A 19,422-nucleotide genomic window follows, 5' to 3' on the forward strand; every position below is an offset into this window, starting at 1 on the left:
GTCAGCGGCAGCCGGGTAGGGTTCCGCCATGACCACCACCGACGAGCCCCGATGGCTCAACCCGGCGGAAAAGGAAGCCTGGACGGGGCTGGCTTCGCTGGTCCTGCTGCTTCCGGGGCGGCTGGAAGCGCCGCTGCAGCACGAGGCGGGCCTGACCCTCTTCGAGTACCTGGCGCTCAGCCACGTCTCGGAAGCGCCGGAGCGTCGTCTGCGGATGAGCGAGCTGGCCTACCTCGCCAACGGCTCCCTGTCGCGGCTGTCCAATGTGGTCAAGCGGTTCGAGCAGCGGGGCTGGGTGGAGCGTTCCCCCGACCCCGGCGACGGCCGGTACACCCTGGTCGCCCTCACCGACGCCGGTTTCGCGAAGGTCCAAGAGGCCGCGCCCGTCCACGTGCGCAGCGTCCGCGACGTGCTCGACCCGCTGACCGCGGCCGACCAGCAGGCGCTCGCCCGCATCGCCGCGAAGCTGCGGGTGCGGCCCGTCGACCTGGCTTAGGGCGCGTCCTGTAAGCGGTTGAGCTGGGCCTCTGGTAGTTGTGCCGGGGGGCGCGTGAGTTGACGGACAGGGCGTGGGCGGGTGATCGGGCCGTTGCTGCCGCCTCGGCAAGGCGGCGGCCGACGGTGGCGTGGAAGCTGCGCACCGGTGCCCCGTGGCGTGATCTGCCCGATCGCTACGGGCCCTGGAAAACTGCGCATGAGCGGTTGCGGTGGTGGGCCAAGGCCGGCACCTGGGGCAGACCGAACTCCCATCGCCGCCCTCGTGCTCTGGCTTCGATGACTTCCGGGACAGCTCCTAGTCCTCGACCCACTCGAGCAGGTCGCCGGGCTGGCAGCCGAGGACCCGGCACATCGCTTCCAGGGTGCTGAAGCGCACCGCCTTGGCGCGGCCGTTCTTCAGCACCGCCACGTTGGCCGGCGTCAGGCCGACCTTCTCGGCGAACTCCCCGACGCTCATCTTGTGCTTGGCCAGTTCGACGTCGATGCGCACGACGATCGCCATCAGATGACCGCTTCCAGGTCGGACCGCAGCGTGGTCGCCTGCCGCAGCAGGGCCCGCATGACCACCATCAGCAGCCCGATCACGGTGATGCCGACGGTCACCAGGAACAGCACCATCGGCATCCCCGGGTCGTCCGCGTTGAAGCCGACGAACAGCAGCATGCCGACGAACACCAGCCACGCGGCGGCCACGGCCCAGACGATCGCGTCGACCCACTTCAGGGACGCGCTGGTGAAGATCCGGTCCTTCTTGACCAGGGTCAGCAGCTTCCAGGTCGCGACGACCACCACCTGGACGCACAGCACCAGGAACACCGCGATGGCGGTCAACGGCCAGCGCAGGTTCGCGTCGTGCGGGTTCTGCTGCGTGTGGTAGGCGATCCCGCCCGGCAGGGACATCGTCTGGAACACCACGAGCACCCCGAAGAGCACCACGAGGAACACTCTGAGCGCGGCAACGGCCCACTTCTCGGTAACCATGCGCCGACTATCACCGGATTTCTATCGAAAGTCAATCGGTAGTGATCGATTTGCGATCAGTCCGGCTCCGGATCCAGGCGCACCGACTCGAGGGCGACGTACATCTCGCCGATGTCGACGGGGTCGGTCAGGTCGCGCTTGGTCAGGTCCTGCACGCGGCGCAGCCGGTAGCGGACGGTGTTGGGGTGGACGAACAACCGGTCCGCGGCCTCCTTCGCCGAGCCGTGGCCGGCGAACCACGCGAGCAGCGTGTCGAGCAGGACCTTGCGTTCCGCGCCCGGCAGCGCGAGCACGCCGGCCAGCGCGGAGCGCACGACGTCGCGGGCCATCCCCGGCGCGGCGGCGACCAGCGTGGTCACCGGCGAATCGCCGAACACCACCACGCCCGCCGTCGCCGCCGGCAGGGAGCGGCGGGCGATCCGGGCGCGGTGGAGCGCGTCCGGGACGTCGGGGAACCCGGCGAACGGCCGGCTCATCCCCGCGGCCACCGGCAGCGAACCCAGCACCTCGCGCAGCCGCCGGACGTCCTCGATCCGGTCGATCGCGACCAGACCCGCCTCGCCGCCGGGCCGCCACACCGACCGCCAGCGGCGTGCCCGCAGCAGCGCCTCGACGGTGTCGTGCTCGTCCGGCTCGACGCGTTCGGTGACCACGGCGACGAACATGCCCGCGGTCGGCAGGCCCAGTTCGCGGGCGGCGGCTTCCATGTCGGCCTGGCTCGTGAGCCGGCCGCGCAGGAGGTCGTCCAGCAGCCGCGCGTTCGCGTGCGACGGCTCGGCCGCGACCTCTTCGTACGCCGTGGTCAGGGCGTCGGAGTAGAGGTCGATCGCCTTCCAGACGTAGGAGTTGATCTCGATCGTCCGGGCCGGGCTGAGGAACTCGGGGCCGGCGAGCTCCAGGAGGGCTTCGTAGACGAAGGTGCCGCCGATGCGGAACGCGCGCAGCACGGCGGGCAGCGGGATGCCTTGGCGCGCTTGGACGAGCCCGGTCTTGCGGGCGGCGTCGAGGGCGAGGCCGCGGCCCTCCGCCAGGGCCGTCAGCGCGCGTTCGAGGTTGGCGCGGCACACCTGGCGCAGTTCGTCGGGCGCGACGTGGTCCACCTGGCGGTAGAACTCGTCCTCCTCGCTGAGCAGGCGGGCGAGGCGGTCGGCGAACTCCGGCAGCCTGGACAGCATCTCGCGCACGAGCTCACGGTGTTCGCGAGGTACCGGTCTGGCCAGAGCTTCGATGCCCATTCCTCACTTTAGCTCGGGTCCGCGGCCCGGGACATGCACGAAGTTGAGCAAAATTCAGGTCCGTCGGGGAACCGGCCTCAGGCCGGTTTGCGCGCGGTGAAGTAGACGTGGGGCTCCGGGGTGGCGCCCGGGTGGTCGGGCACGAACTCCGCCCGCTCTTCGCGGACGACCTCCAGGCCCGCCGCCCGCAGCCGCCCGGCCAGCGCGTCGGCGGCGAAGCTGCTCGCGCGGACCGGGTGGCCCATGAAGACGATGCCGACCCCGTCGACATCGGCCGGCACGGTGGCGAAGACGAGCAGGCCGCCGGGCTTCAGCCAGGCCGCCATCCGGCCGATCATCGTTTCCTGCTCGGCCCGGGACAGCTGCAGCATCGAGAAGAACGCCGTGACCGCGTCCCAGGTGCCGTCCTCGAAGGCCAGTTCGCGCAGGTCGCCGAGTTCGAACCGGGCGGCGGGCACCTGCGCCCGCGCGATCTCGACCATCTTCGGGGCGACGTCGTACCCGGTGACGTCGTGGCCCGCGGCGGCCAGGAGCTCCGCGGTGGGCCGCCCGGTGCCCGCGCCGAGGTCGAGGACCTTCGCGGACGCGGGCAGGTTCGCGAGCAGATCGGTGATCGCGTCCCGCTGCGCGGTCGCTGCGCGGAAGGCGTGTTCGTAGTCCTTGCCGAGCGCGTCGAAGACCTCGGCGGCGGATTCGGGGCGGGTCATGACCGGACCCTGGCAGAACTTCGGGCCGTCCGGTGGCGAACGTCCGATTGCGCAAGTACCGGACTTCTTTTTGCAACTTCCGGGCAGAGTCTTGTTTGATGCGTGATAAGTGGCCTACTCTTCCGCCGCACTCCCTCACGAGGAAGCGAGGCCGCGATGTCGCGACGCACCTTCGGAGCCGTGCTGGTCGCGGTCGCCGCCCTCGGGTCGGTGGCCGCTCCGGCCGCCGCCGCCGCCGACCGGCCGGTCGTGACGCGGGCCGCGCTCGATCCGGCCCTGGTCGCCGGGCGCGGTGCCGACGTCGGCTTCCTCGAGCAGGAGGCCGAGAACGCCCGCACCGACGGCGAGGTGATCGGGCCGGACCGCACGGCTTACACGCTGCCCGCCGAAGCGTCCGGCCGGCGCGCGGTGCGGCTGGCGCCGGGGCAGCACGTCGAGTTCACGCTGCCCGCGGCGGCGAACGCGATCACCGTCCGGTACAGCATCCCGGACGCCCCGCGCGGCGGCGGAATCACTTCGCCGCTCGACGTCACGGTGAACGGCGGCCACCGGCAGCGGATGACGCTGACCTCGCAGTACTCCTGGCTGTACAACCAGTACCCGTTCACCAACGACCCGGACGCGGAGCTGCTGCACCCGGACTGGTGGATCACCGAGTGCTCGTGCGTCCCGGCGGCGACGACACCGGCGCCCGGAATCGCGAAACCGTTCCGCCCCAGCCACTTCTACGACGAACAGCGGCTCCTGCTCGGCCGGTCGCACCGGGCGGGGGACCGCGTGCGGCTCACCGTCCCGGCCGGAGCCGCCGCCTGGACCGTCATCGACCTGCTCGACACCGAACAGGTCGCCCCGCCTCGGGTGGTTCCCTTCGCGGCCGACGTGCGGCTCTTCGGCGCCGACCCGACGGGACGCCGTGACGCGGCCGGCGCCGTCGAGCGCGCGATCGCCTTCGCGCGGCGCGCCCACCTGAAGGTGTACCTGCCGCCGGGTACGTACCGGGTCGACCGGCACGTCATCGTCGACGACGTGACGATCGAAGGCGCCGGCAGCTGGTACACGATCATCAAGGGGCACGGCGTCGGCCTGTACGGCGAGGAAGCCTCGGCCGGGGGCAGTCACAACGTCCACCTCTCCGGCTTCGCGATCGAGGGTGACGTCCGGGAACGCGTCGACACCGACCAGGTCAACGCGATCGGCGGCGCGCTCAGTGATTCCACTGTGGACTCCCTGTACCTCCACCACACGAAGGTCGGCCTGTGGTTCGACGGGCCGATGACGCGCACCCGCGTCACCGGCAACGTCATCGCCGACCAGATCGCCGACGGCCTCAACTTCCACACGGGGGTGACGGACTCGGTGGTGGCGGGCAACTTCGTCCGCAACACCGGTGACGACGGCCTGGCCATGTGGTCGGAGAAGGCGCAGGACGCGCGCAACACCTTCGACCACAACACCGTCCAGACGCCGGTGCTGGCCAACGGGATCGCGCTCTACGGCGGTGCGGACAACACGGTGTCGGGCAACCTCATCGCCGACCCGATCCGCGAAGGCAGCGCGATCCAGGCCGGCTCGCGGTTCGGTGCGGAACCGTTCGCCGGCTCGCTGCGCATCGCGGGCAACACGACCGTGCGGGCCGGGACCTTCGAGCTGAACTGGAAGATCGGGCTCGGCGCGATCTGGTTCTACGCGCTGGAGAAGGACATCGCGGCGGACATCGAGGTGACCGGCGACCACTTCCTGGACAACACCTACAACGCCATCATGCTGGTCAGCGACTTCCCGGTGAAGGACCGCTACTCGATCAGCGGGCTCCGGTTCGCGGACCTGCGCGTCGACGGCACCGGGACGTCGGTGCTCAGCGCCCGGTCGGCGGGCTCGGCGTCGTTCCGCGACGTCGACGCCCGCAACGTCGGCGCGGTCGGCGTCAACAACTGCGGTTCGTTCGGCTTCCCGCCGTCGGGGTCGGAGTTCTCGCTGACCGACCTCGGGGGCAACGACGGCGGCTGGCTCGCGCCGTGGCTGCTGCCGAACACGATCACCTGCGACGACCGGCCGCCGGTCGTGCCGCCCCCGGCGCCGTCGGGGTGGGGGAGCTAGGGTTTCGCCGTGGCTGGTTTGCGGGGTGTTTTCGCCGGGTTCGGCAAGAGCCGGGCGTTCGCGGTGCTCGGGCGGGCGCTCGTGCCCGCCGACCGGGTGCTGCTGCGGATCAGCGGCGGCCGGGTCGGCGTCGGCGCGGCGGTCGGGCTGCGGACGCTGCTGCTCACCACCATCGGCCGCCGCAGCGGTGAGCCGCGCCAGGTGCCGCTGCTCTACGTCGAGCGCGGCGGCGGGTACGTCGTGATCGGTTCGAACTGGGGCGGCGAGGCCCACCCGGCGTGGTCGGCGAACCTCCTGGCGCACCCGGACGCGACGGTCTCCATCGGCGGCCGGACCGTCGAGGTCACCGGCCGGCTCCTGACCGGCGACGAGCGTCGGGAGATGTGGGACGCGGTCGCGGCGTACTGGCCGGCGTACGACCGCTACGCCGAGCGCGCGCAGGGCCGCGAAATCCGCGTCTTCCTGCTGGAGCCGGTCAGCCGATGAGGTCGGTGTGCCGGATCCGGTACACCTGCAGCCGCAGGTTGTAGTACTTGTCCGTCTCGCCGACCCAGTTCATGCCGAGCCGCTTGGCGACGGCGATCGCGCGGGTGTTGTTGGGCCGCGCGACGGCGAAGAGCTCTTCGGTGTCCTGCGTGAACGCCCACTCGATCAGCGCCGTCGCGGCCTCCGACGCGTAGCCCTGGCCCCAGGCGCCGGGGCTGAGCTGCCAGCTCAGCTCGAGGTCCTCCTCGAACGGCGGCAGCAGCCGGATGCCGAGGCCGCCGATCACCGCGCCGTCCTCCTTGCGCTCGATGGCCCACCGCCCGCGTGGCGGCGGCAGGTTCGGCTGCGCCTCCTGCCAGGCCTGCAGGACCGAGCGCATCGCGCCGATGTCGCCGACGCGGTCCATGGCCGGGGTCAGCCAGTGCGTCACGTCCTCCGCGCCGTAGATCGCGAAGGCGGCTTCGGCGTCGTCCACCGTCCAGTCCCGGATCACGAGCCGGTCGGTGCTCAACGGAGTCTCCATACCAGGACGCTACGCCGGGAGGTCGGTGATTGTTCCCGCGCGAAAGTGCTCAGAAGATGAACACTTAACCCCGGACGATGGGGGGATGGAGAAGATCGACGGTGTCGCAGTGCTGCAGGTCACATCCGTGGCGGAGTGGCGGCGGTGGCTGGCTGCGTCCGGCCGCACGGAGACGGCGGTGTGGCTGGTGATCCGGCGCAAGGGGAACCCGGAGCCGGGGGTGGGGATCCACGAGGCGATGGAGCAGGCCCTGTGCTTCGGGTGGATCGACAGCAAGGCGCTGCGGCGTGACGCCGGGAGCACGTACCTGTGTTTCACGCCGCGCAAGCCCGCGAGCACGTGGAGCCGGGTGAACCGGGACCGCGTGGCCCGGCTGGCCTCGGCAGGCCTGATGGCGCCCGCGGGACAGGCGATGGTCGACCTCGCCCGGCGCACGGGGACCTGGGACGCGCTGGCCGAGGCGCAGGACGGCGTGGTGCCGGAGGATCTGGAGCGGGCGCTCGACGCTGCCGCGGCCGCGCACTTCGCGGCGTTCCCGCCCTCGTCGAAGCGGCTCATCCTGGAGTGGATCGCCAAGGCCAAGCGGCCGGAGACGCGGCAGCGGCGGATCGAGCGGACGGTCGAGCTGGCCCGCGAGAACCGGCGCGCTGCCCACCCGAAGGCGGCTTAGCTTCGGCCTTGCGGGGGCGTCGCGGTCGATGGACGAGCGCAGCGGCTTGAAGGCGGCGCGGTCTGCGCGCGAACCGCGGCGCCTCAGCTTCCGCCCGGGCGGTCGGCCGAGGCGAAAACCGCCAGCCGTCCCGGTCGTTCCGGCCTACAGTCGCCCTGTGGACGACCTACGTGACCTCTTGGCCCGCGCCGCCGAGCTGGCCGCCGACTACCGGGGGCGCCTCGGAGATCGCCCGGTTGCCGGACCCGTCGACCCGGCAGCCTTGCGCGCGGGGTTCGGGCAGCTCCGCGACGCTCCCACCCCACCCGCCACCGTCCTCGAAGAACTCGCGAAAGCCGCCGAACCCGGGCTGGTCGCCACCGCCGGGCCGCGGTTCTTCGGCTTCGTCATCGGGGGCGCGCTGCCCGCCGCCACCGCTGCCGACGTCCTTGCCGCCGGGTGGGACCAGAACGCGTTCAACGCTGTCCTCTCCCCGGCCGCGGCCGCCGCCGAACAGGCCGCCGGGGACTGGCTCAAGGAGCTGCTCGGCCTCCCCGCCACCGCGTCCGCCGGCTTCGTCACCGGTGGGCAGGCCGCCAACACCGTCGGGCTGGCCGCCGCCCGGCACCACGTGCTCGCCGAGGCCGGCTGGGACGTCGAGCGCGACGGGCTCGCCGGCGCCCCGCGCGTCCGAGTCGTCGCGAGCGAGGAGCGGCACGCCACCGTCGACCGCGCCCTGCGGCTGCTCGGCTTCGGCACCCGGGCGGTCGAACCCGTCAAGGCCAATCCGGACGGTGCCATCGACATCGACGACCTCGCCGCCAAAATCGACGGACCCACCATCGTCTGCCTGCAGGCGGGCAACGTGAACACCGGCGCGTGCGACGACATCCGGGCCGCCCGGGCGGTCGCGGGGAACGCCTGGATCCACGTCGACGGCGCCTTCGGCCTCTGGGCCGCCGCCAACCCCAGGACCGCGAGCCTCCTCGACGGCGTCGAGCTGGCCGACTCCTGGGCCTGCGACGGCCACAAGTGGCTGAACGTCCCGTACGACTCGGGGTTCGTCTTCTGCGCCCACCCGGAGGTCCACGCCGAGACGATCGCCTACCGCGCGGCCTACCTGACCGGCGCCGGCGAGGTGTCCGGCATGGGCGACCTGACCCTGGAGTCCTCGCGCCGCGCCCGCGGCTTCGCGGTCTGGGCGGCGCTGCGCGAACTCGGCCGTGACGGCGTCGCCGAGCTCGTCGACCGCTGCTGCCGGCTGGCCCGCCGCTTCGCGCACACCCTCGCCGAAGGCGGCGCCGAGATCGCCAACGACGTCGTCCTCAACCAGGTCCTGGTCTCCTTCGGCGACGACCGACGCACCGACGGGATCATCCGCCGCATCCAGGACGACGGCACCTGCTGGCTCGGCGGCACCACCTGGCGCGGCCGCCGCTACCTGCGGATCTCCGTCTCGAACTGGATGACGACGGAGGCCGACGTCGACCGCTCGGCCGCGGCGATCCGCCGGCTGGCCGGTCAGTAGCCTTCGCGCACCGAAAGCGGGTCCGTCCGCCAGGCGATCTGCTTCTCCGCGCCGGTCGGCCAGCTCGACGACAGCCGCCGCCGGACGCTGCCGAGCGCGCCCAGCCGCACCAGGTCGACCCGGGAACCCTGCGCTGCCAACGATGTCACCTCGGCGGGGGTGAGCGGGACGAAGTCGAAGTACTGCGCGTCCTCGCCGCCCGACCAGTCGACGAACTCCGTGAAGATCGCGGCGAACCCCTGGTGGCACTCCGGGCATTCGCGCAGCGAGATGCCGAAGTGGGACTGTTCGACCAGACGGTGGATTTCGCGCAGGCGGGTCGTGCAGAACGCCAGCGCGGTGAGGGCGTCTTCGCCGGAGCAGCGGGCGCAGCCGAACTCGGTCATCGGCCGATCATGCCACGCCGTGAATTCGCGCCGGGCTGCGGTGTCATCGCGAAACCTTTGCCCACAACGTTTCGCCCTGGTCCGCAGTGGTCTGGACCTGTTAGCCTCAGCGCGCCGGTTCGCCGAAGCTCCCCCGTCGAAGGGAAAGCCGTGCAACGCATGAAAAAGAGCATCACCGGTCCGCTTGCGATTGTCGCGCTGGCGCTGGCGGCCGCCGTCGTGGCGCCGTCCGCCGCAGCGAGCCAGCCGCAGGGCAAGGTGATGGCCTACTTCGCCGACTGGGACGTCTACGCCCGCAACTACCACGTCAAGGACATCGAGACGTCGGGGTCGGCGGCGAAACTGACCCACCTCAACTACGCGTTCGGCAACGTGACGGGCGGCGGGTGCGCCGTCGGCGACCCGTGGGCCGACCACGACATGCCCTACGACGCCGCGACGAGCGTCAGCGGCCAGGCCGACAGCACCGAGCCCGGTGCCCTGCACGGCAGCTTCAACCAGCTCCTCGAGCTGAAGAAGCTGCACCCGAAGCTGAAGGTGCTGTGGTCGTTCGGCGGCTGGACCTGGTCGGCGGGCTTCACCGAGGCGGCCGAGAACCCGGAGGCCTTCGCCGAGTCCTGCTACAACCTCGTCAACGACCCGCGCTGGGCCGGGGTCTTCGACGGCATCGACGTCGACTGGGAGTACCCGAACGCCTGCGGCGCGACCTGCGACACCAGCGGGCCGAAGGCGTTCACGGCGCTGGTCAAGGCGTTGCGGGCGAAGTTCGGGCGCCAGCTCGTCACCGCCGCGATCACCGCGGACGGCTCTCGCGGCGGCAAGATCGACGCCACCGACTACGGCAGCGCGAGCCGGTACCTCGACTGGTACAACGTGATGACCTACGACTACTTCGTCGCGGGCGGCCAGCCGACCGGGCCCACCGCGCCGCACTCGCCGCTGCGGTCCTACCCGGGCATCCCGCACGCCGGGTACTACGCCGACGCCGCGATCCAGAAGCTGCGCCACCAGGGCGTCCCGTCGGCGAAGATGTTGCTGGGCCTCGGGTTCTACGGCCGCGGCTGGGACGGCGTGACGCAGAAGCAGCCGGGTGGCACGGCCACCGGCCCCGCCCCGGGAACGTACGAAGCGGGCGTCGAGGACTACAAGGTCCTCAAGACGACGTGCCCCGCCAACGGCAAGGTCGCCGGCACGGCGTACGCGAAGTGCGGTTCGCAGTGGTGGAGCTACGACACGCCCGAGACGGCGTCGGCGAAGGCCGGCTACGCGAAGTCGCAGGGGCTCGGCGGGGTGTTCGCCTGGGAGCTGTCCGGCGACACCGCGAACGCGGAACTGCTGCGGGCCATCGCCGGCCGCTGCTGATTCCGCCTTCCCAAGAAGCTGGAGGGCCCGGGCGCGAACCGCCCGGGCCCTTCGTCCATTCAAGACGCCGCGGGGAAGCCGTGCCGCCGGGCGCCCAGGACCACGGCGAGCACCGGCAGCAGGAGCAGCAGGAGCGTCCAGGGAAAGGACGCCGGCCCGGCGGCGTCGAGCAGGACGCCGCCGAGCACGCCGCCCGCGGCCATCGCCGCGTTCCACAGCGTGACGAGCATGGCCTGCGCGTTGTCCGCCGCTTCGCCGCCCGCGTTGCCGGCCGCGGTCTGCAGGAGCGTCGGGACGCCGCCCCAGCCGAGGCCCCACAGCGCGACGGCGGCGTAGACCAGCACCGGGCTGCCGGCTGTGGTCGCCAAGATCGTCGCGGCGACGGCGACCAGGATGGTGCTGAGGACGGTCAGCGTGCGCAGCGCGCGGTCGATCCGCGCGCCGACAACCCAGATCCCGGCCATCGACGCGACGCCGAACACGAGCAGGACGACGTCCACGGCGTCGCCCATCCCGGCGTGACCGAGGAACGCGGCGACGTAGGTGTAGAGCACGGTGTGGGCCAGCACGAACACCAGCGTGACGACCAGCACCGGGAGCACGCCCGGCACGCTCAGCGTGTGCAGGACCGGTATCCGGCCGCCGGTCTGCCCGGGCTGGTCCGGGACCTTGACGGCGATCCAGGCGAGGAGCACCACGGCGATCGCGGACATGACGCCGAACGCCGAGCGCCAGCCGAGCAGGCCGCCGAGGAACGTCCCGGCCGGGATCCCGAGCGACAGCGCGAGCGGGATGCCCGCCATCACGATCGCGATGGCCTTGCCCTGGTTGTCCGGGGCGAGCCGCCGGGCGTACCCGGCCAGCAGCGCCCAGACGACACCGGCGGCCACCCCGGCGACGAACCGGGCGACCATGGTCAGCGGGTAGGTCGCGGAAATCGCCGTCACGGTGTTGGCGACGGCGAACCCCGCCACCCCGGCCAGCAGCAAGCGCTTGCGGGACCAGGCGGCGGTGGCCGCGGAGAGCGGGATGGCGGTGAGGGCGGTGCCGAGCGCGTAGATCGTCACGGCCTGGCCGGCCGCGGACTCGCCGACGCCGAGGCCGGCGCTCATGCCGGGCAGCACGCCGGCGGGCAGCGCCTCGGTGAGCACGGTGACGAACGCGGCGGTGGTCAGGGCGAGGAGGGCGGCGGTCTGCCGGTGGACTTCGGTGCTCGTCATGCCGCTATGCTCGAACCCTCACATTGATGTGAAGGTCTACGTGAGGTGGCGCACATGCGGATCGGCGAGCTGGCGGAGCGGACGGGGACATCGCGCCGGTTGCTCCGGTACTACGAGGAGCAGGGCCTGATCATCGCTTCGCGCGGGCCGAACGGCTACCGCGACTACGACGAAGCCACGGTCGACCGGGTGATCCAGGTCCGCGGGCTGCTCGACGCCGGGCTGCCCACGAGGATCATCAAACAGATCCTGCCGTGCCTCGACAAGCCCCGGGCGATCTACTTCCCGGACGCGACCCCGGAGATGATCGCCACGCTGGAGGAGGAACGCGACCGCATGGCCCGGCGCGCGGAATGCCTGCTGCGCAACCGCGACGCGATTTCCGAGTACCTCGACGCGGTGCGCGAGTACAACCGCGTCTAGCTGGTGGCCGCCCAGTGCCCCGGCTCAAGCCCCACGGGGGCGCTTTCCCGCGACACGGCAGCGGCGCCGGCACCGCAGCCGACGTTTCTACCCGGCGGCGGCCAGCATGCGCTCCCCGAGGGTGCGGGCCGCGTGTCGGAGTTCGGGGCAGTGCACGATCCGGTACCCCGCCGGGATCTTCGCGAGCTGCTCGGCGTACCAGGCGGGATTGCTGGTGCTGCCGCTCAAGCGGGTGGTGCCGTCATCGAGCCGGTCGAGGCGGCCGACGGCGCGGGGGAGGCACCGGCGCACCGTTTCGGGAGGCGCGTCGACCACGACCTCGACGTCGTACTCCCACCCCGCCGCGAGGTGCTCCTCGAGCCGCGCGACGGGGTCGAGGCCCGCCGGTGGGTCGAAGGCGGTGTCCAGCACTTCCACGCCGCGGACCCGGTCGATCCGGTACGCCCGGACGGCGTTCTCCGGGCAGGTGCGGCAGAGCAGGTACCACCGGCCGTGGCGGACGACGACCGCCCACGGTTCGACGTCGCCGGTCCACTCCGTGCCGGCTTCGGAGCGGTAGCCGAGCCGGGCCCGCCGGTGGTGGGCGCAGGCGTGCACGAGCGCGGTCGTGGTGTCCGCGTCGGGCCGGACGGCCGCGGTGTCGGGTGCGGGCGAGGCCGTGCGGCGGACCGCCTCGGCCTGGGCGGCGACCGGCTGGGGGAGCGCCCGCACGATCTTGCCGAGCGCGCTGCCGACCAGGGTGCCGGGGTCGTCGGCGTCGTGGTGGCCGTCGAGCACGGCCATGACCAGCCCGAGGGCCTCGGCCGGGGTGAACGTCAGCGGCGGCAGCCGCAGGCCGCGGCCGAGCCGGTACCCGCCGTGGGGGCCGCGGGTGGCTTCGACCGGGATGCCGGCCTCGCGGAGGATGCCGACGTAGCGCCGGGCCGCGCGTTCGGAGACGCCGAGCTCGCCGGCGAGGCGGTCGGCGGTGAGCCCCGGTCCCGCCTGGAGCAGGGCGAGGGTCAGCAACGCCCGTGCGGTCGGGCTCGTGTCGTCCGCCATGGGAATTCTCGATTCCGGAAGGGGATCGTCCGGAACCGATCGTAGGGTTCGCGGCCATGACCGACGACACCCCGTACCCGACCGTCGTCATGGACGGCGACGAGATCGCGACCCTGCTCAGCACCCTCGAACGCATCCGCCGCACCTTCGCCTGGAAGTGCGGGGGCCTGGACGCCGCCGGGCTGCGGGCCACGACGGCCGCGACCACGATGACGCTGGGCGGCCTGCTCAAGCACCTCGCCTGCGCCGAGGCGAACTGGTTCGCCGTCACCCTGCGCGGCGAGCCGATCGGACCGCCCTGGGACGCGGTCGACTGGACCGCCGACCCGGACTGGGACTGGCGCACAGCCGCCGACGACAGCCCGGAGGAGCTCTACGCCCTTTGGAAGGCGGCGATCACCCGGTCACGCGCCCTGGTCGCCGCGGCACTGGCCGAAGGCGACGCCGGTCAGCCCGGCCACGTCACCTGGCCCGACGGGCGGACCCCGAACCTGCGCCGGGTGGTCGCGGACATGATCGAGGAGTACGCCCGCCACACCGGGCACGCGGACCTGCTCCGCGAGGCGTTCGACGGCCTGGTGGGCGAGGACGCGCCGGGGTAGGAGGGGAGGGTCGCCGCCGGATTCTCCTGGCACGGCTGGTTTCCCGCGTAGTGCGGTCCAGCGGGAAGTCGGATTCTCTTGCCGCCCCTGCTTTCCCGCGTCGCGCTAGTCGGGGGTGACGTCGGATTCTCCCCTCACGACCGGGTTCCCGCGTCGTCGTCCGGATCCGGCGCCTGGACCCAGTGCAGGGTGTCGGCTTCCGGCCACCAGCCCGCCGGCTCCGGGCGGGGACGGGTCCCCTCCTCGGCCCACCAGCGCGAAGGCGCCTCGTCTCCCATGCCCCGACCGTAAGAGCGCTTCGCGGCGACGCGCACCGGTCTAGGGCGGCCAACGTCCGGTTCCGGCCGGGCGGACGGTGGCCGGAACCGGACAGTGGCCGAAGCCGCCCCTGCCGGTGCGTGGCGCGGGGCCCTAACGTGCGGGAGGGGAGAGATCACTTCGTGGGAGGACGAGCATGATCAAACGAGCGCTGACCGGGCTGGTCGCCGTGATCGCCGCGCTGGTGGTGGCCGGTGCGCCGGCTGCCGAGGCCGCCGACGCCGGAGGGCCCACGGGCAAGCCCAAGACCGACTGCGTCTGGATCTGGACGGCCGGCAGCCCGACCTGCCACTGGGAGTAGCGCGGGCCTCAGCCCAGCCAACCCAACCGGGTGGCCGCGAACACCGCGGCCACCCGGTTGTCCGCCTGGAGCGCTTCGAGCAGGCCCTGCACGTGCCGCCGGACCGTCCGCTCGCTGACGTCGAGGTGCCGCGCGATCGCGCCGTCGGTCATCCCGGTGGCCAGCAGGTCCAGCACCTTGGCCTGGGTCGGCGTCAGCCCGTGCCGCGGCTCGGAGCCGGGGCCGTGCACCGCCACGGCCTGGCTCCAGACCAGCTCGAACAGCATCCGCAGGGCCGCCACGATCGTCGGGCTGCGGACGAACACCGCACCCTCCATCCCGCTCGGGTCCAGCGGCACGAGCGCGGAGTGGCGGTCCGCGATCACCATCTTCATCGGCAGCTCGGGCGCCACCCGCATGGTCCAGCCGGCGGCGACACTGGCGTCGACAACCTCTTTCGCGCCCTCGAACTCCAGCGCGGCGCGCTCGTAGACGTTGCGCAGCCGCACCCCGCGTTCGGTCACGGCGTCGGGCAGCTGCATCACCGTGCTCGCGTCCGGCTTCCGCTTGAAGTGCCGCGTGGTGAAGGTGAGGAACTCCTCGCGCGCGGACAGGCACAGCTCCAGCGACAGGGAGCCGATCCGCCGCGGGTCGGTCAGCACCTCGACGGCGGAGTCGCCGCCGGATCCGTTCGCCGCCCGGTACACCGCCTGGAGCATGTCGAGCTGCTGGCGTGCGGCGACGATCTGGCGCTGCTGCTCCAGCAGCCGCTGCTGCGCGCCCAGGATGGCGTGGTCGACCGCGCGGACCGGTTCCATCGGCGCGATGACCGGGTCGTCGCGGTAGTCGCGGCGCACGAACCCGCGGTCGAACAGCTCCCGCATCTCCGGGCTCTCGGCCCGCGGGTCCTCCAGCGGCACCGGCCCGGTGCGCACCATGGCGTCGTACAGCGCGCCCGCGCCGGGCGTCAGCAAGCCTTCCAGCATCGGTGTCCCTTTCCGGCAGTGGCGGGCGGAACGGCCGGATCCGGACGCTGACCGCTCTGCCACCTACCCCACGCGCCGGTCGGGGGAAAGGATTAGGCCGGTTGCGGAAATCGGGGCCGGACCCGTCGTGGGGGTGGGTCCGGCCCCGGTGCGGCCCGGGCTTCGGCTTGCTGACCACGGGGTTCGTGGCCGCCGAAGCCCGGCCGTCGCGGGACGACGTTGCCGGGCGGCGTGCCCGGGAAGATCAGTGAAGGTTCACGGATGTGAACGGCTCACCAGCGCCGCGAGGGATCGATCACGTGGACCGCCGCTTCCTCCGCCGAAGCCGCGCCGCCGTCGATGCCCGCGTCCGAGGCGTAGAGCTCCTCGTCGGTGTCCGCGCCGAAACCCTCGTCCGTGGCGACCAGGCGGCCCGCGCGGACGTCGCCGACCTCGTCGTCGATCAGCTCGCCGTCGGTGTCCTCGCTGTCGCCGAGGCCGTCGTCGTCGCCGGAAGCCAGGTCGGGGACCTCGCGGGCGAGCCGGCCCGCCCAGCTTTCGCCCTCCGCCGTCTCGCGCGCGGTGGTGCCCCAGCCTTCGGTGGCCTGCGCCCGTTCGGGCGGGGAATACCCCTCCGCGAGCTCGTCGCGGTCGTCCAAAGTGTCCTCGGGGTCGAGGATGCCGTCGTCGGCGTTGTCTTCGATGTCGTCGTCCATGACTGCCATCTTCGCGCAACTCCTTGGCCGTGCGGGGCCCGGGTGATATCACCGTGCGGGGCCGCCACCGCGGCGGATGTTCCGGTGAAAGGTGATCCCTCATGCCGATGAGACGCAGGGTGCTGGCCGCGGGGCTGGCCGGGGTGTTCGGTGCCGCGCTGTCCGGGCGCACCGCCCAGGCCGCGCAGTCGGTGCCGCCGGTCCGGCTCGACCAGCTGAAGCTGGTCAACCTGTCCCACGTCAACGACCCCGCCACGACCAACGTCTTCCCCGGGGACCCGGCCTTCGAGCTGGAGACCATCGCCACCATCCCCGACGACGGCTACTACCTGCAGTACGTCCGCGAAGGCGAGCACACCGGGACGCACTGGGGCGCCCCCGGCCACTTCAACACCGGCGAGCCGCTCGCCGACGAGATGGACCCCGGTGACCTGTTCCGGCCCGCCGTGAAGATCGACGTGAGAGCGAAGGCCGCGGGCAACCCCGACTACGCCGTGACGATCGACAACCTCAAGGCGTGGGAGAAGCGCCACGGCCGGATCCCCGCCGAATCGGTCGTCGTGCTCTGGACCGGCTGGGACGCCAAGTGGGGTACCCCCGCCTTCCCGAACACCGGCGCCGACGGCGTGCTGCACCAGCCGGGGTTCTCGATCCCCGCGGTGCGGTGGCTGATCGACACCGGACGGCTCGGCCGCCGCGGCGGCACCGGCACCGACACGTTCAGCCCCGACGTCGGCACCGACGAGACGTACACGGTGTCCAAGCTGGTCTACCGGCGCCACCGGATCAGCCTGGAGATCCTGGCCAACCTGGCGGCCCTGCCCACGACCGGCGCCTGGGTCCTCGCCGGCGGGCCGATCAACCGCAAGGGCGCCGGTTCGACCGCGACGATCTTCGGCGTCCTGCCGCCGGGGACTGCCTAGGGCCGCGGTGCGTCGACGGAGAAGGCGCGGGCGGTGATCGAGCCGAGGTCGGCTCCACTGGCTTGCCGGACAGCGTCTAACCGGTCGAAAGCGTCGACAGCCTCAGCGCGGACAGCGGGGCCGGGCGGCCGAACCGGTAGCCCTGGGCGGTGGTGCAGCCCGCCCGGGTGACCAGTTCGGCCTGCTCGGCCGTCTCGATGCCCTCGGCGACCACCGCCATGTCGAGGTCGGCGCAGAGCCCGACCAGCGACCGGCACAGCGCCGTGTCCCGTTCCGGCTGCACGCCGGTGGTCAGCGCCCGGTCCAGCTTGATCAGGTCGACCGGCAGCGCGTGCAGCACGGTCAGCGAGCTGTACCCGGCGCCGAAGTCGTCGAGCGCCACGCGGACGCCGAGCTCCTGCAGGCGGCGGATCGCCGCGGCGCCCGCGACGAGGTCGGGCACCGGCACGGTCTCGGTGATCTCGACGACGAGCCGCTCCGCGGGCAGCGAGTACTTGGCGAGGCTCGCGCCGACGCTCCGCTCGAGCGTCGCGGCGCCGAGCCGGCTCGCGCACACGTTGACGTGCACCGTGAGCTCCACGCCCGCCGCGGTGATCTCCCGGCAGGCCAGGTCCAGCACCAGCGCGTCCAGCTCGGCGCCGAGGCCGGCGCCTTCGGCCGCGCGGACGAACGTCTCGGGCGAGACCGACGTGCCGTCCCGCGTGGTCCACCGGGCCAGGGCCTCCACCGCGACCGGGGTCTCGTCGGCCAGCCGGACGATCGGCTGGAACACCAGGCCGAAGCCCTCCGGGAGGCCGCCGTCCGCGCGCCGCAGCGCCGACGGGAAGTCGGGCGGGCCGTCCTGCGAGGGGCGGTAGACGACGGTGGTGTCCTTGCCCAGCCGCTTGCCCGCGTACATCGACGTGTCCGCGCGGCCCAGCAGCACGTCCGAGCTGATCAGCGGCTCGGCCGGGTCCGGCACGACCAGGCCCATGCTCGCGCGGACCGGGACCAGCGTGCCGTCCACCGCGAACGGGCGCCGCAGCACGCCCTGGATCCGGTCGGCGACGGCCTGCGGGGCGTCGAGCTCACCCTCCAGCAGGATCGCGAACTCGTCACCGCCCAGGCGCGCGACGGTGTCGCCCGCGCGCACGCAGCTCAGCAGCCGCTGGGCGACCGCGTGCAGCAGGACATCCCCGCCCGCGTGCCCGAAGCGGTCGTTGACGTCCTTGAAGTCGTCCAGGTCGACGAAGATCAGCACGAGCGGCCGGTGCCCGCCGGTGCCTTCCCCGCTGTGTTCGATGGCCCGGTCCAGCCGGTCGGCGAACAGCGCGCGGTTGGCCAGCCCGGTCAGCGGGTCGTGGTAGGCCTGGTGGGTCAGCTGCTGCTGGCCCTCGTACACCCGGCGCAGCAGCAACCTGTTGTCCAGCAAGGAAAGCAGCTGCCGGGCGAGCACGAGGAACACCACCAGCACGCCGACGGCGACCTCGACGCCGTCCGGCCCCGCGCCCGCCACGACCTGCACGGTGATCAGCAGGGCGACCGCGGTGACCGGCACGTACGGCAGCGCCAGCTGCCACCAGTCGACCCCGACCGGCGGGTTCGCCTCGTCGCGCCGCCGCTCGTCCGGCAGGGCCAGCAACGCGTAGGCGATGAACAGCGGGCCGAGCACGAACCCCGCGTCCGCCCACGGCTTCATGCTCTGCGCGCCGATGCTGACCAGGTAGGCGAACACGCTGTCGGAGCAGGCCAGCGCGACGATCCCGACGGCGAGCAGCAGCAGGTTCGCGCGGTACGGGCGGTCCACCCGGTCGAACACCACCAGCAGCACCGCGACGACCACGACGACCAGGTCCGACAGCGGGTAGGCGATGGCGACGGCCCAGGCGAGCGCGTCCGGCGCGGTCGCCCGGACCAGCTGCCCGAGCGCCGCGGTCCAGGTGAGGATGAACAACGAGCCGGTGACGACCAGGCCGTCGAGCACCACCGCGACCCCGAAGTGGGCGGTCCACTGCTCGGGCCGCCAGCGTTCGCGGTCCGGCCGGGTCCGCGCCCGGGCCAGGGTGAACAGCGCGGCGAGCGCGAACACCGGGAAGCTCAGGTAGCCGACGTCGGCGAGCGACGGCGACGGCAGCCCGCGGCCGTCGACGAGCTGGTACCAGGACCAGACGCACTGGCCGAGCGACCAGCCGGCCATGCCGAGCGCGATCAGCACCCGCCACCAGCGCTGGTGCCCGCGCACGCGGCGGGCGAGCAGGACGCCGCAGACGACGGCGGCCACCCCGGCGCCGAGCTGCATGACGTCGTCGATCCACAGCGCGAACCCGTCGCCCCACAGGGCGAGGCCGTTCACCGCGACCAGGGCCACCGTGCCGGCGACGAGCAGGATCGCCCCCGGGTACCGCCGCACTGTCATGGCACCTCACGTGGGTCACGCCCGCCGGTCGGACCGGGAAACACTACACCGGGCGTGATCGCTCGCGGGCTCACCGCACCGGTGGCC

Annotated in this window: 23 protein-coding genes; 11 read left to right on the forward strand and 12 right to left on the reverse strand. The window is 72.6% G+C overall.

What is annotated here, in order from left to right:
* Nucleotides 1-28: 28 nt before the first annotated feature.
* Nucleotides 29-496 (forward strand): MarR family winged helix-turn-helix transcriptional regulator, encoded by a 468-nt coding sequence (locus tag ACH54P_RS39390; RefSeq protein ID WP_489908363.1) that lies wholly within the window; start codon nt 29-31, stop codon nt 494-496.
* 125 nt (nt 497-621) lie between these two features.
* A complete protein-coding gene (locus ACH54P_RS39395; protein WP_489908364.1) occupies nt 622-867 on the forward strand; it encodes a transposase in 246 nt (81 codons plus the stop codon).
* On the opposite strand, the gene ACH54P_RS39400 is transcribed toward ACH54P_RS39395, so the two are convergent.
* The 4 genes from ACH54P_RS39400 to ACH54P_RS39415 all read right to left on the reverse strand — a co-directional run bounded on the left by ACH54P_RS39400 (nt 794) and on the right by ACH54P_RS39415 (nt 3,421).
* Complete coding sequence (locus tag ACH54P_RS39400; RefSeq protein WP_489908365.1) at nt 794-1,000, reverse strand: helix-turn-helix domain-containing protein; 207 nt, start codon at nt 998-1,000, stop codon at nt 794-796. The two genes, ACH54P_RS39395 and ACH54P_RS39400, sit on opposite strands and share 74 nt — an antisense overlap.
* Nucleotides 1,000-1,479, reverse strand: a complete 480-nt coding sequence (locus tag ACH54P_RS39405; protein WP_489908366.1) for a DUF2975 domain-containing protein — start codon at nt 1,477-1,479, stop codon at nt 1,000-1,002. The genes ACH54P_RS39400 and ACH54P_RS39405 overlap by 1 nt, the downstream gene beginning before the upstream one ends.
* A gap of 56 nt (nt 1,480-1,535) precedes the next feature.
* Nucleotides 1,536-2,714 (reverse strand): PucR family transcriptional regulator, encoded by a 1,179-nt coding sequence (locus ACH54P_RS39410; protein WP_489908367.1) that lies wholly within the window; start codon nt 2,712-2,714, stop codon nt 1,536-1,538.
* A gap of 77 nt (nt 2,715-2,791) precedes the next feature.
* Nucleotides 2,792-3,421, reverse strand: coding sequence for a class I SAM-dependent methyltransferase (locus tag ACH54P_RS39415; RefSeq protein ID WP_489908368.1), 630 nt, complete (start codon nt 3,419-3,421; stop codon nt 2,792-2,794).
* 156 nt (nt 3,422-3,577) lie between these two features.
* Between ACH54P_RS39415 and ACH54P_RS39420 the strand changes: the two genes are divergently transcribed.
* Together ACH54P_RS39420 and ACH54P_RS39425 are read left to right on the forward strand one after the other, a co-directional pair.
* Entirely contained in the window at nt 3,578-5,518 is a 1,941-nt protein-coding gene (locus ACH54P_RS39420) for a glycosyl hydrolase family 28-related protein (RefSeq protein ID WP_489908369.1), read from the forward strand.
* An 18-nt stretch (nt 5,519-5,536) separates the two neighbouring features.
* Nucleotides 5,537-6,004 (forward strand): nitroreductase family deazaflavin-dependent oxidoreductase, encoded by a 468-nt coding sequence (locus ACH54P_RS39425; RefSeq protein WP_489916905.1) that lies wholly within the window; start codon nt 5,537-5,539, stop codon nt 6,002-6,004.
* Here the strand turns inward: ACH54P_RS39425 and ACH54P_RS39430 are convergent.
* A complete protein-coding gene (locus ACH54P_RS39430; RefSeq protein WP_489908370.1) occupies nt 5,994-6,527 on the reverse strand; it encodes a GNAT family N-acetyltransferase in 534 nt (177 codons plus the stop codon). The two genes, ACH54P_RS39425 and ACH54P_RS39430, sit on opposite strands and share 11 nt — an antisense overlap.
* An 85-nt stretch (nt 6,528-6,612) precedes the next feature.
* Between ACH54P_RS39430 and ACH54P_RS39435 the strand changes: the two genes are divergently transcribed.
* On the forward strand, nt 6,613-7,197 hold the full coding sequence (locus ACH54P_RS39435; RefSeq protein WP_489908371.1) for a YdeI/OmpD-associated family protein: 585 nt from the start codon (nt 6,613-6,615) through the stop codon (nt 7,195-7,197).
* Between the two features lie 157 nt (nt 7,198-7,354).
* The gene (locus ACH54P_RS39440; RefSeq protein ID WP_489908372.1) at nt 7,355-8,704 is read left to right on the forward strand and encodes a pyridoxal phosphate-dependent decarboxylase family protein; all 1,350 of its coding nucleotides are present in this window, start codon (nt 7,355-7,357) and stop codon (nt 8,702-8,704) included.
* Here ACH54P_RS39440 and ACH54P_RS39445 read toward each other — a convergent pair.
* Nucleotides 8,698-9,090: a hypothetical protein gene (locus ACH54P_RS39445; protein ID WP_489908373.1), complete on the reverse strand. Its 393-nt coding sequence runs from the start codon at nt 9,088-9,090 to the stop codon at nt 8,698-8,700. The two genes, ACH54P_RS39440 and ACH54P_RS39445, sit on opposite strands and share 7 nt — an antisense overlap.
* Before the next feature lie 159 nt (nt 9,091-9,249).
* Here ACH54P_RS39445 and ACH54P_RS39450 point away from each other — a divergent pair, with 159 nt between their 5' ends.
* Nucleotides 9,250-10,452: a glycoside hydrolase family 18 protein gene (locus ACH54P_RS39450; protein WP_489916907.1), complete on the forward strand. Its 1,203-nt coding sequence runs from the start codon at nt 9,250-9,252 to the stop codon at nt 10,450-10,452.
* A gap of 59 nt (nt 10,453-10,511) precedes the next feature.
* On the opposite strand, the gene ACH54P_RS39455 is transcribed toward ACH54P_RS39450, so the two are convergent.
* Nucleotides 10,512-11,672, reverse strand: coding sequence for an MFS transporter (locus ACH54P_RS39455; protein WP_489908374.1), 1,161 nt, complete (start codon nt 11,670-11,672; stop codon nt 10,512-10,514).
* A gap of 54 nt (nt 11,673-11,726) precedes the next feature.
* Between ACH54P_RS39455 and ACH54P_RS39460 the strand changes: the two genes are divergently transcribed.
* Nucleotides 11,727-12,095 (forward strand): MerR family transcriptional regulator, encoded by a 369-nt coding sequence (locus tag ACH54P_RS39460; protein ID WP_489908375.1) that lies wholly within the window; start codon nt 11,727-11,729, stop codon nt 12,093-12,095.
* Nucleotides 12,096-12,182: 87 nt separating this feature from the next.
* Here the strand turns inward: ACH54P_RS39460 and ACH54P_RS39465 are convergent, their stop codons facing one another.
* The gene (locus ACH54P_RS39465; protein WP_489908376.1) at nt 12,183-13,136 is read right to left on the reverse strand and encodes a helix-turn-helix transcriptional regulator; all 954 of its coding nucleotides are present in this window, start codon (nt 13,134-13,136) and stop codon (nt 12,183-12,185) included.
* A 56-nt stretch (nt 13,137-13,192) separates the two neighbouring features.
* Between ACH54P_RS39465 and ACH54P_RS39470 the strand changes: the two genes are divergently transcribed.
* A complete protein-coding gene (locus tag ACH54P_RS39470) occupies nt 13,193-13,738 on the forward strand; it encodes a mycothiol transferase (protein WP_489908377.1) in 546 nt (181 codons plus the stop codon).
* Nucleotides 13,739-13,872: 134 nt separating this feature from the next.
* On the opposite strand, the gene ACH54P_RS39475 is transcribed toward ACH54P_RS39470, so the two are convergent.
* Nucleotides 13,873-14,016 (reverse strand): hypothetical protein, encoded by a 144-nt coding sequence (locus ACH54P_RS39475; RefSeq protein WP_489908378.1) that lies wholly within the window; start codon nt 14,014-14,016, stop codon nt 13,873-13,875.
* A 176-nt stretch (nt 14,017-14,192) separates the two neighbouring features.
* On the opposite strand from ACH54P_RS39475, the gene ACH54P_RS39480 reads away from it, so the two are divergent.
* Entirely contained in the window at nt 14,193-14,357 is a 165-nt protein-coding gene (locus ACH54P_RS39480; RefSeq protein ID WP_489908379.1) for a hypothetical protein, read from the forward strand.
* Between the two features lie 8 nt (nt 14,358-14,365).
* Here the strand turns inward: ACH54P_RS39480 and ACH54P_RS39485 are convergent, their stop codons facing one another.
* Nucleotides 14,366-15,322, reverse strand: coding sequence for a LuxR C-terminal-related transcriptional regulator (locus tag ACH54P_RS39485; protein ID WP_489908380.1), 957 nt, complete (start codon nt 15,320-15,322; stop codon nt 14,366-14,368).
* 272 nt (nt 15,323-15,594) lie between these two features.
* Nucleotides 15,595-16,017: a DUF5709 domain-containing protein gene (locus ACH54P_RS39490; protein WP_489916909.1), complete on the reverse strand. Its 423-nt coding sequence runs from the start codon at nt 16,015-16,017 to the stop codon at nt 15,595-15,597.
* 101 nt (nt 16,018-16,118) lie between these two features.
* Here ACH54P_RS39490 and ACH54P_RS39495 point away from each other — a divergent pair, with 101 nt between their 5' ends.
* On the forward strand, nt 16,119-16,940 hold the full coding sequence (locus ACH54P_RS39495) for a cyclase family protein (protein WP_489908381.1): 822 nt from the start codon (nt 16,119-16,121) through the stop codon (nt 16,938-16,940).
* A gap of 76 nt (nt 16,941-17,016) precedes the next feature.
* Here the strand turns inward: ACH54P_RS39495 and ACH54P_RS39500 are convergent, their stop codons facing one another.
* Entirely contained in the window at nt 17,017-19,335 is a 2,319-nt protein-coding gene (locus ACH54P_RS39500; RefSeq protein WP_489908382.1) for a putative bifunctional diguanylate cyclase/phosphodiesterase, read from the reverse strand.
* Between the last annotated feature and the right edge of the window lie 87 nt (nt 19,336-19,422).

The organism is Amycolatopsis sp. N2S4-7 (assembly GCF_058119595.1).

Bases quoted from the DNA above. Each gene is read 5' to 3' on its own strand.
- ACH54P_RS39445 (WP_489908373.1), bottom strand. From the start codon at position 9,090: ATGACCGAGTTCGGCTGCGCCCGCTGCTCCGGCGAAGACGCCCTCACC.
- ACH54P_RS39460 (WP_489908375.1), top strand. From the start codon at position 11,727: ATGCGGATCGGCGAGCTGGCGGAGCGGACGGGGACATCGCGCCGGTTG.
- ACH54P_RS39470 (WP_489908377.1), top strand. From the start codon at position 13,193: ATGACCGACGACACCCCGTACCCGACCGTCGTCATGGACGGCGACGAG.
- ACH54P_RS39450 (WP_489916907.1), top strand. From the start codon at position 9,250: ATGAAAAAGAGCATCACCGGTCCGCTTGCGATTGTCGCGCTGGCGCTG.
- ACH54P_RS39455 (WP_489908374.1), bottom strand. From the start codon at position 11,672: ATGACGAGCACCGAAGTCCACCGGCAGACCGCCGCCCTCCTCGCCCTG.
- ACH54P_RS39420 (WP_489908369.1), top strand. From the start codon at position 3,578: ATGTCGCGACGCACCTTCGGAGCCGTGCTGGTCGCGGTCGCCGCCCTC.
- ACH54P_RS39480 (WP_489908379.1), top strand. From the start codon at position 14,193: ATGATCAAACGAGCGCTGACCGGGCTGGTCGCCGTGATCGCCGCGCTG.
- ACH54P_RS39390 (WP_489908363.1), top strand. From the start codon at position 29: ATGACCACCACCGACGAGCCCCGATGGCTCAACCCGGCGGAAAAGGAA.
- ACH54P_RS39485 (WP_489908380.1), bottom strand. From the start codon at position 15,322: ATGCTGGAAGGCTTGCTGACGCCCGGCGCGGGCGCGCTGTACGACGCC.
- ACH54P_RS39405 (WP_489908366.1), bottom strand. From the start codon at position 1,479: ATGGTTACCGAGAAGTGGGCCGTTGCCGCGCTCAGAGTGTTCCTCGTG.
- ACH54P_RS39400 (WP_489908365.1), bottom strand. From the start codon at position 1,000: ATGGCGATCGTCGTGCGCATCGACGTCGAACTGGCCAAGCACAAGATG.
- ACH54P_RS39435 (WP_489908371.1), top strand. From the start codon at position 6,613: ATGGAGAAGATCGACGGTGTCGCAGTGCTGCAGGTCACATCCGTGGCG.
- ACH54P_RS39430 (WP_489908370.1), bottom strand. From the start codon at position 6,527: ATGGAGACTCCGTTGAGCACCGACCGGCTCGTGATCCGGGACTGGACG.
- ACH54P_RS39490 (WP_489916909.1), bottom strand. From the start codon at position 16,017: ATGGACGACGACATCGAAGACAACGCCGACGACGGCATCCTCGACCCC.
- ACH54P_RS39465 (WP_489908376.1), bottom strand. From the start codon at position 13,136: ATGGCGGACGACACGAGCCCGACCGCACGGGCGTTGCTGACCCTCGCC.
- ACH54P_RS39415 (WP_489908368.1), bottom strand. From the start codon at position 3,421: ATGACCCGCCCCGAATCCGCCGCCGAGGTCTTCGACGCGCTCGGCAAG.
- ACH54P_RS39410 (WP_489908367.1), bottom strand. From the start codon at position 2,714: ATGGGCATCGAAGCTCTGGCCAGACCGGTACCTCGCGAACACCGTGAG.
- ACH54P_RS39495 (WP_489908381.1), top strand. From the start codon at position 16,119: ATGCCGATGAGACGCAGGGTGCTGGCCGCGGGGCTGGCCGGGGTGTTC.
- ACH54P_RS39500 (WP_489908382.1), bottom strand. From the start codon at position 19,335: ATGACAGTGCGGCGGTACCCGGGGGCGATCCTGCTCGTCGCCGGCACG.
- ACH54P_RS39475 (WP_489908378.1), bottom strand. From the start codon at position 14,016: ATGGGAGACGAGGCGCCTTCGCGCTGGTGGGCCGAGGAGGGGACCCGT.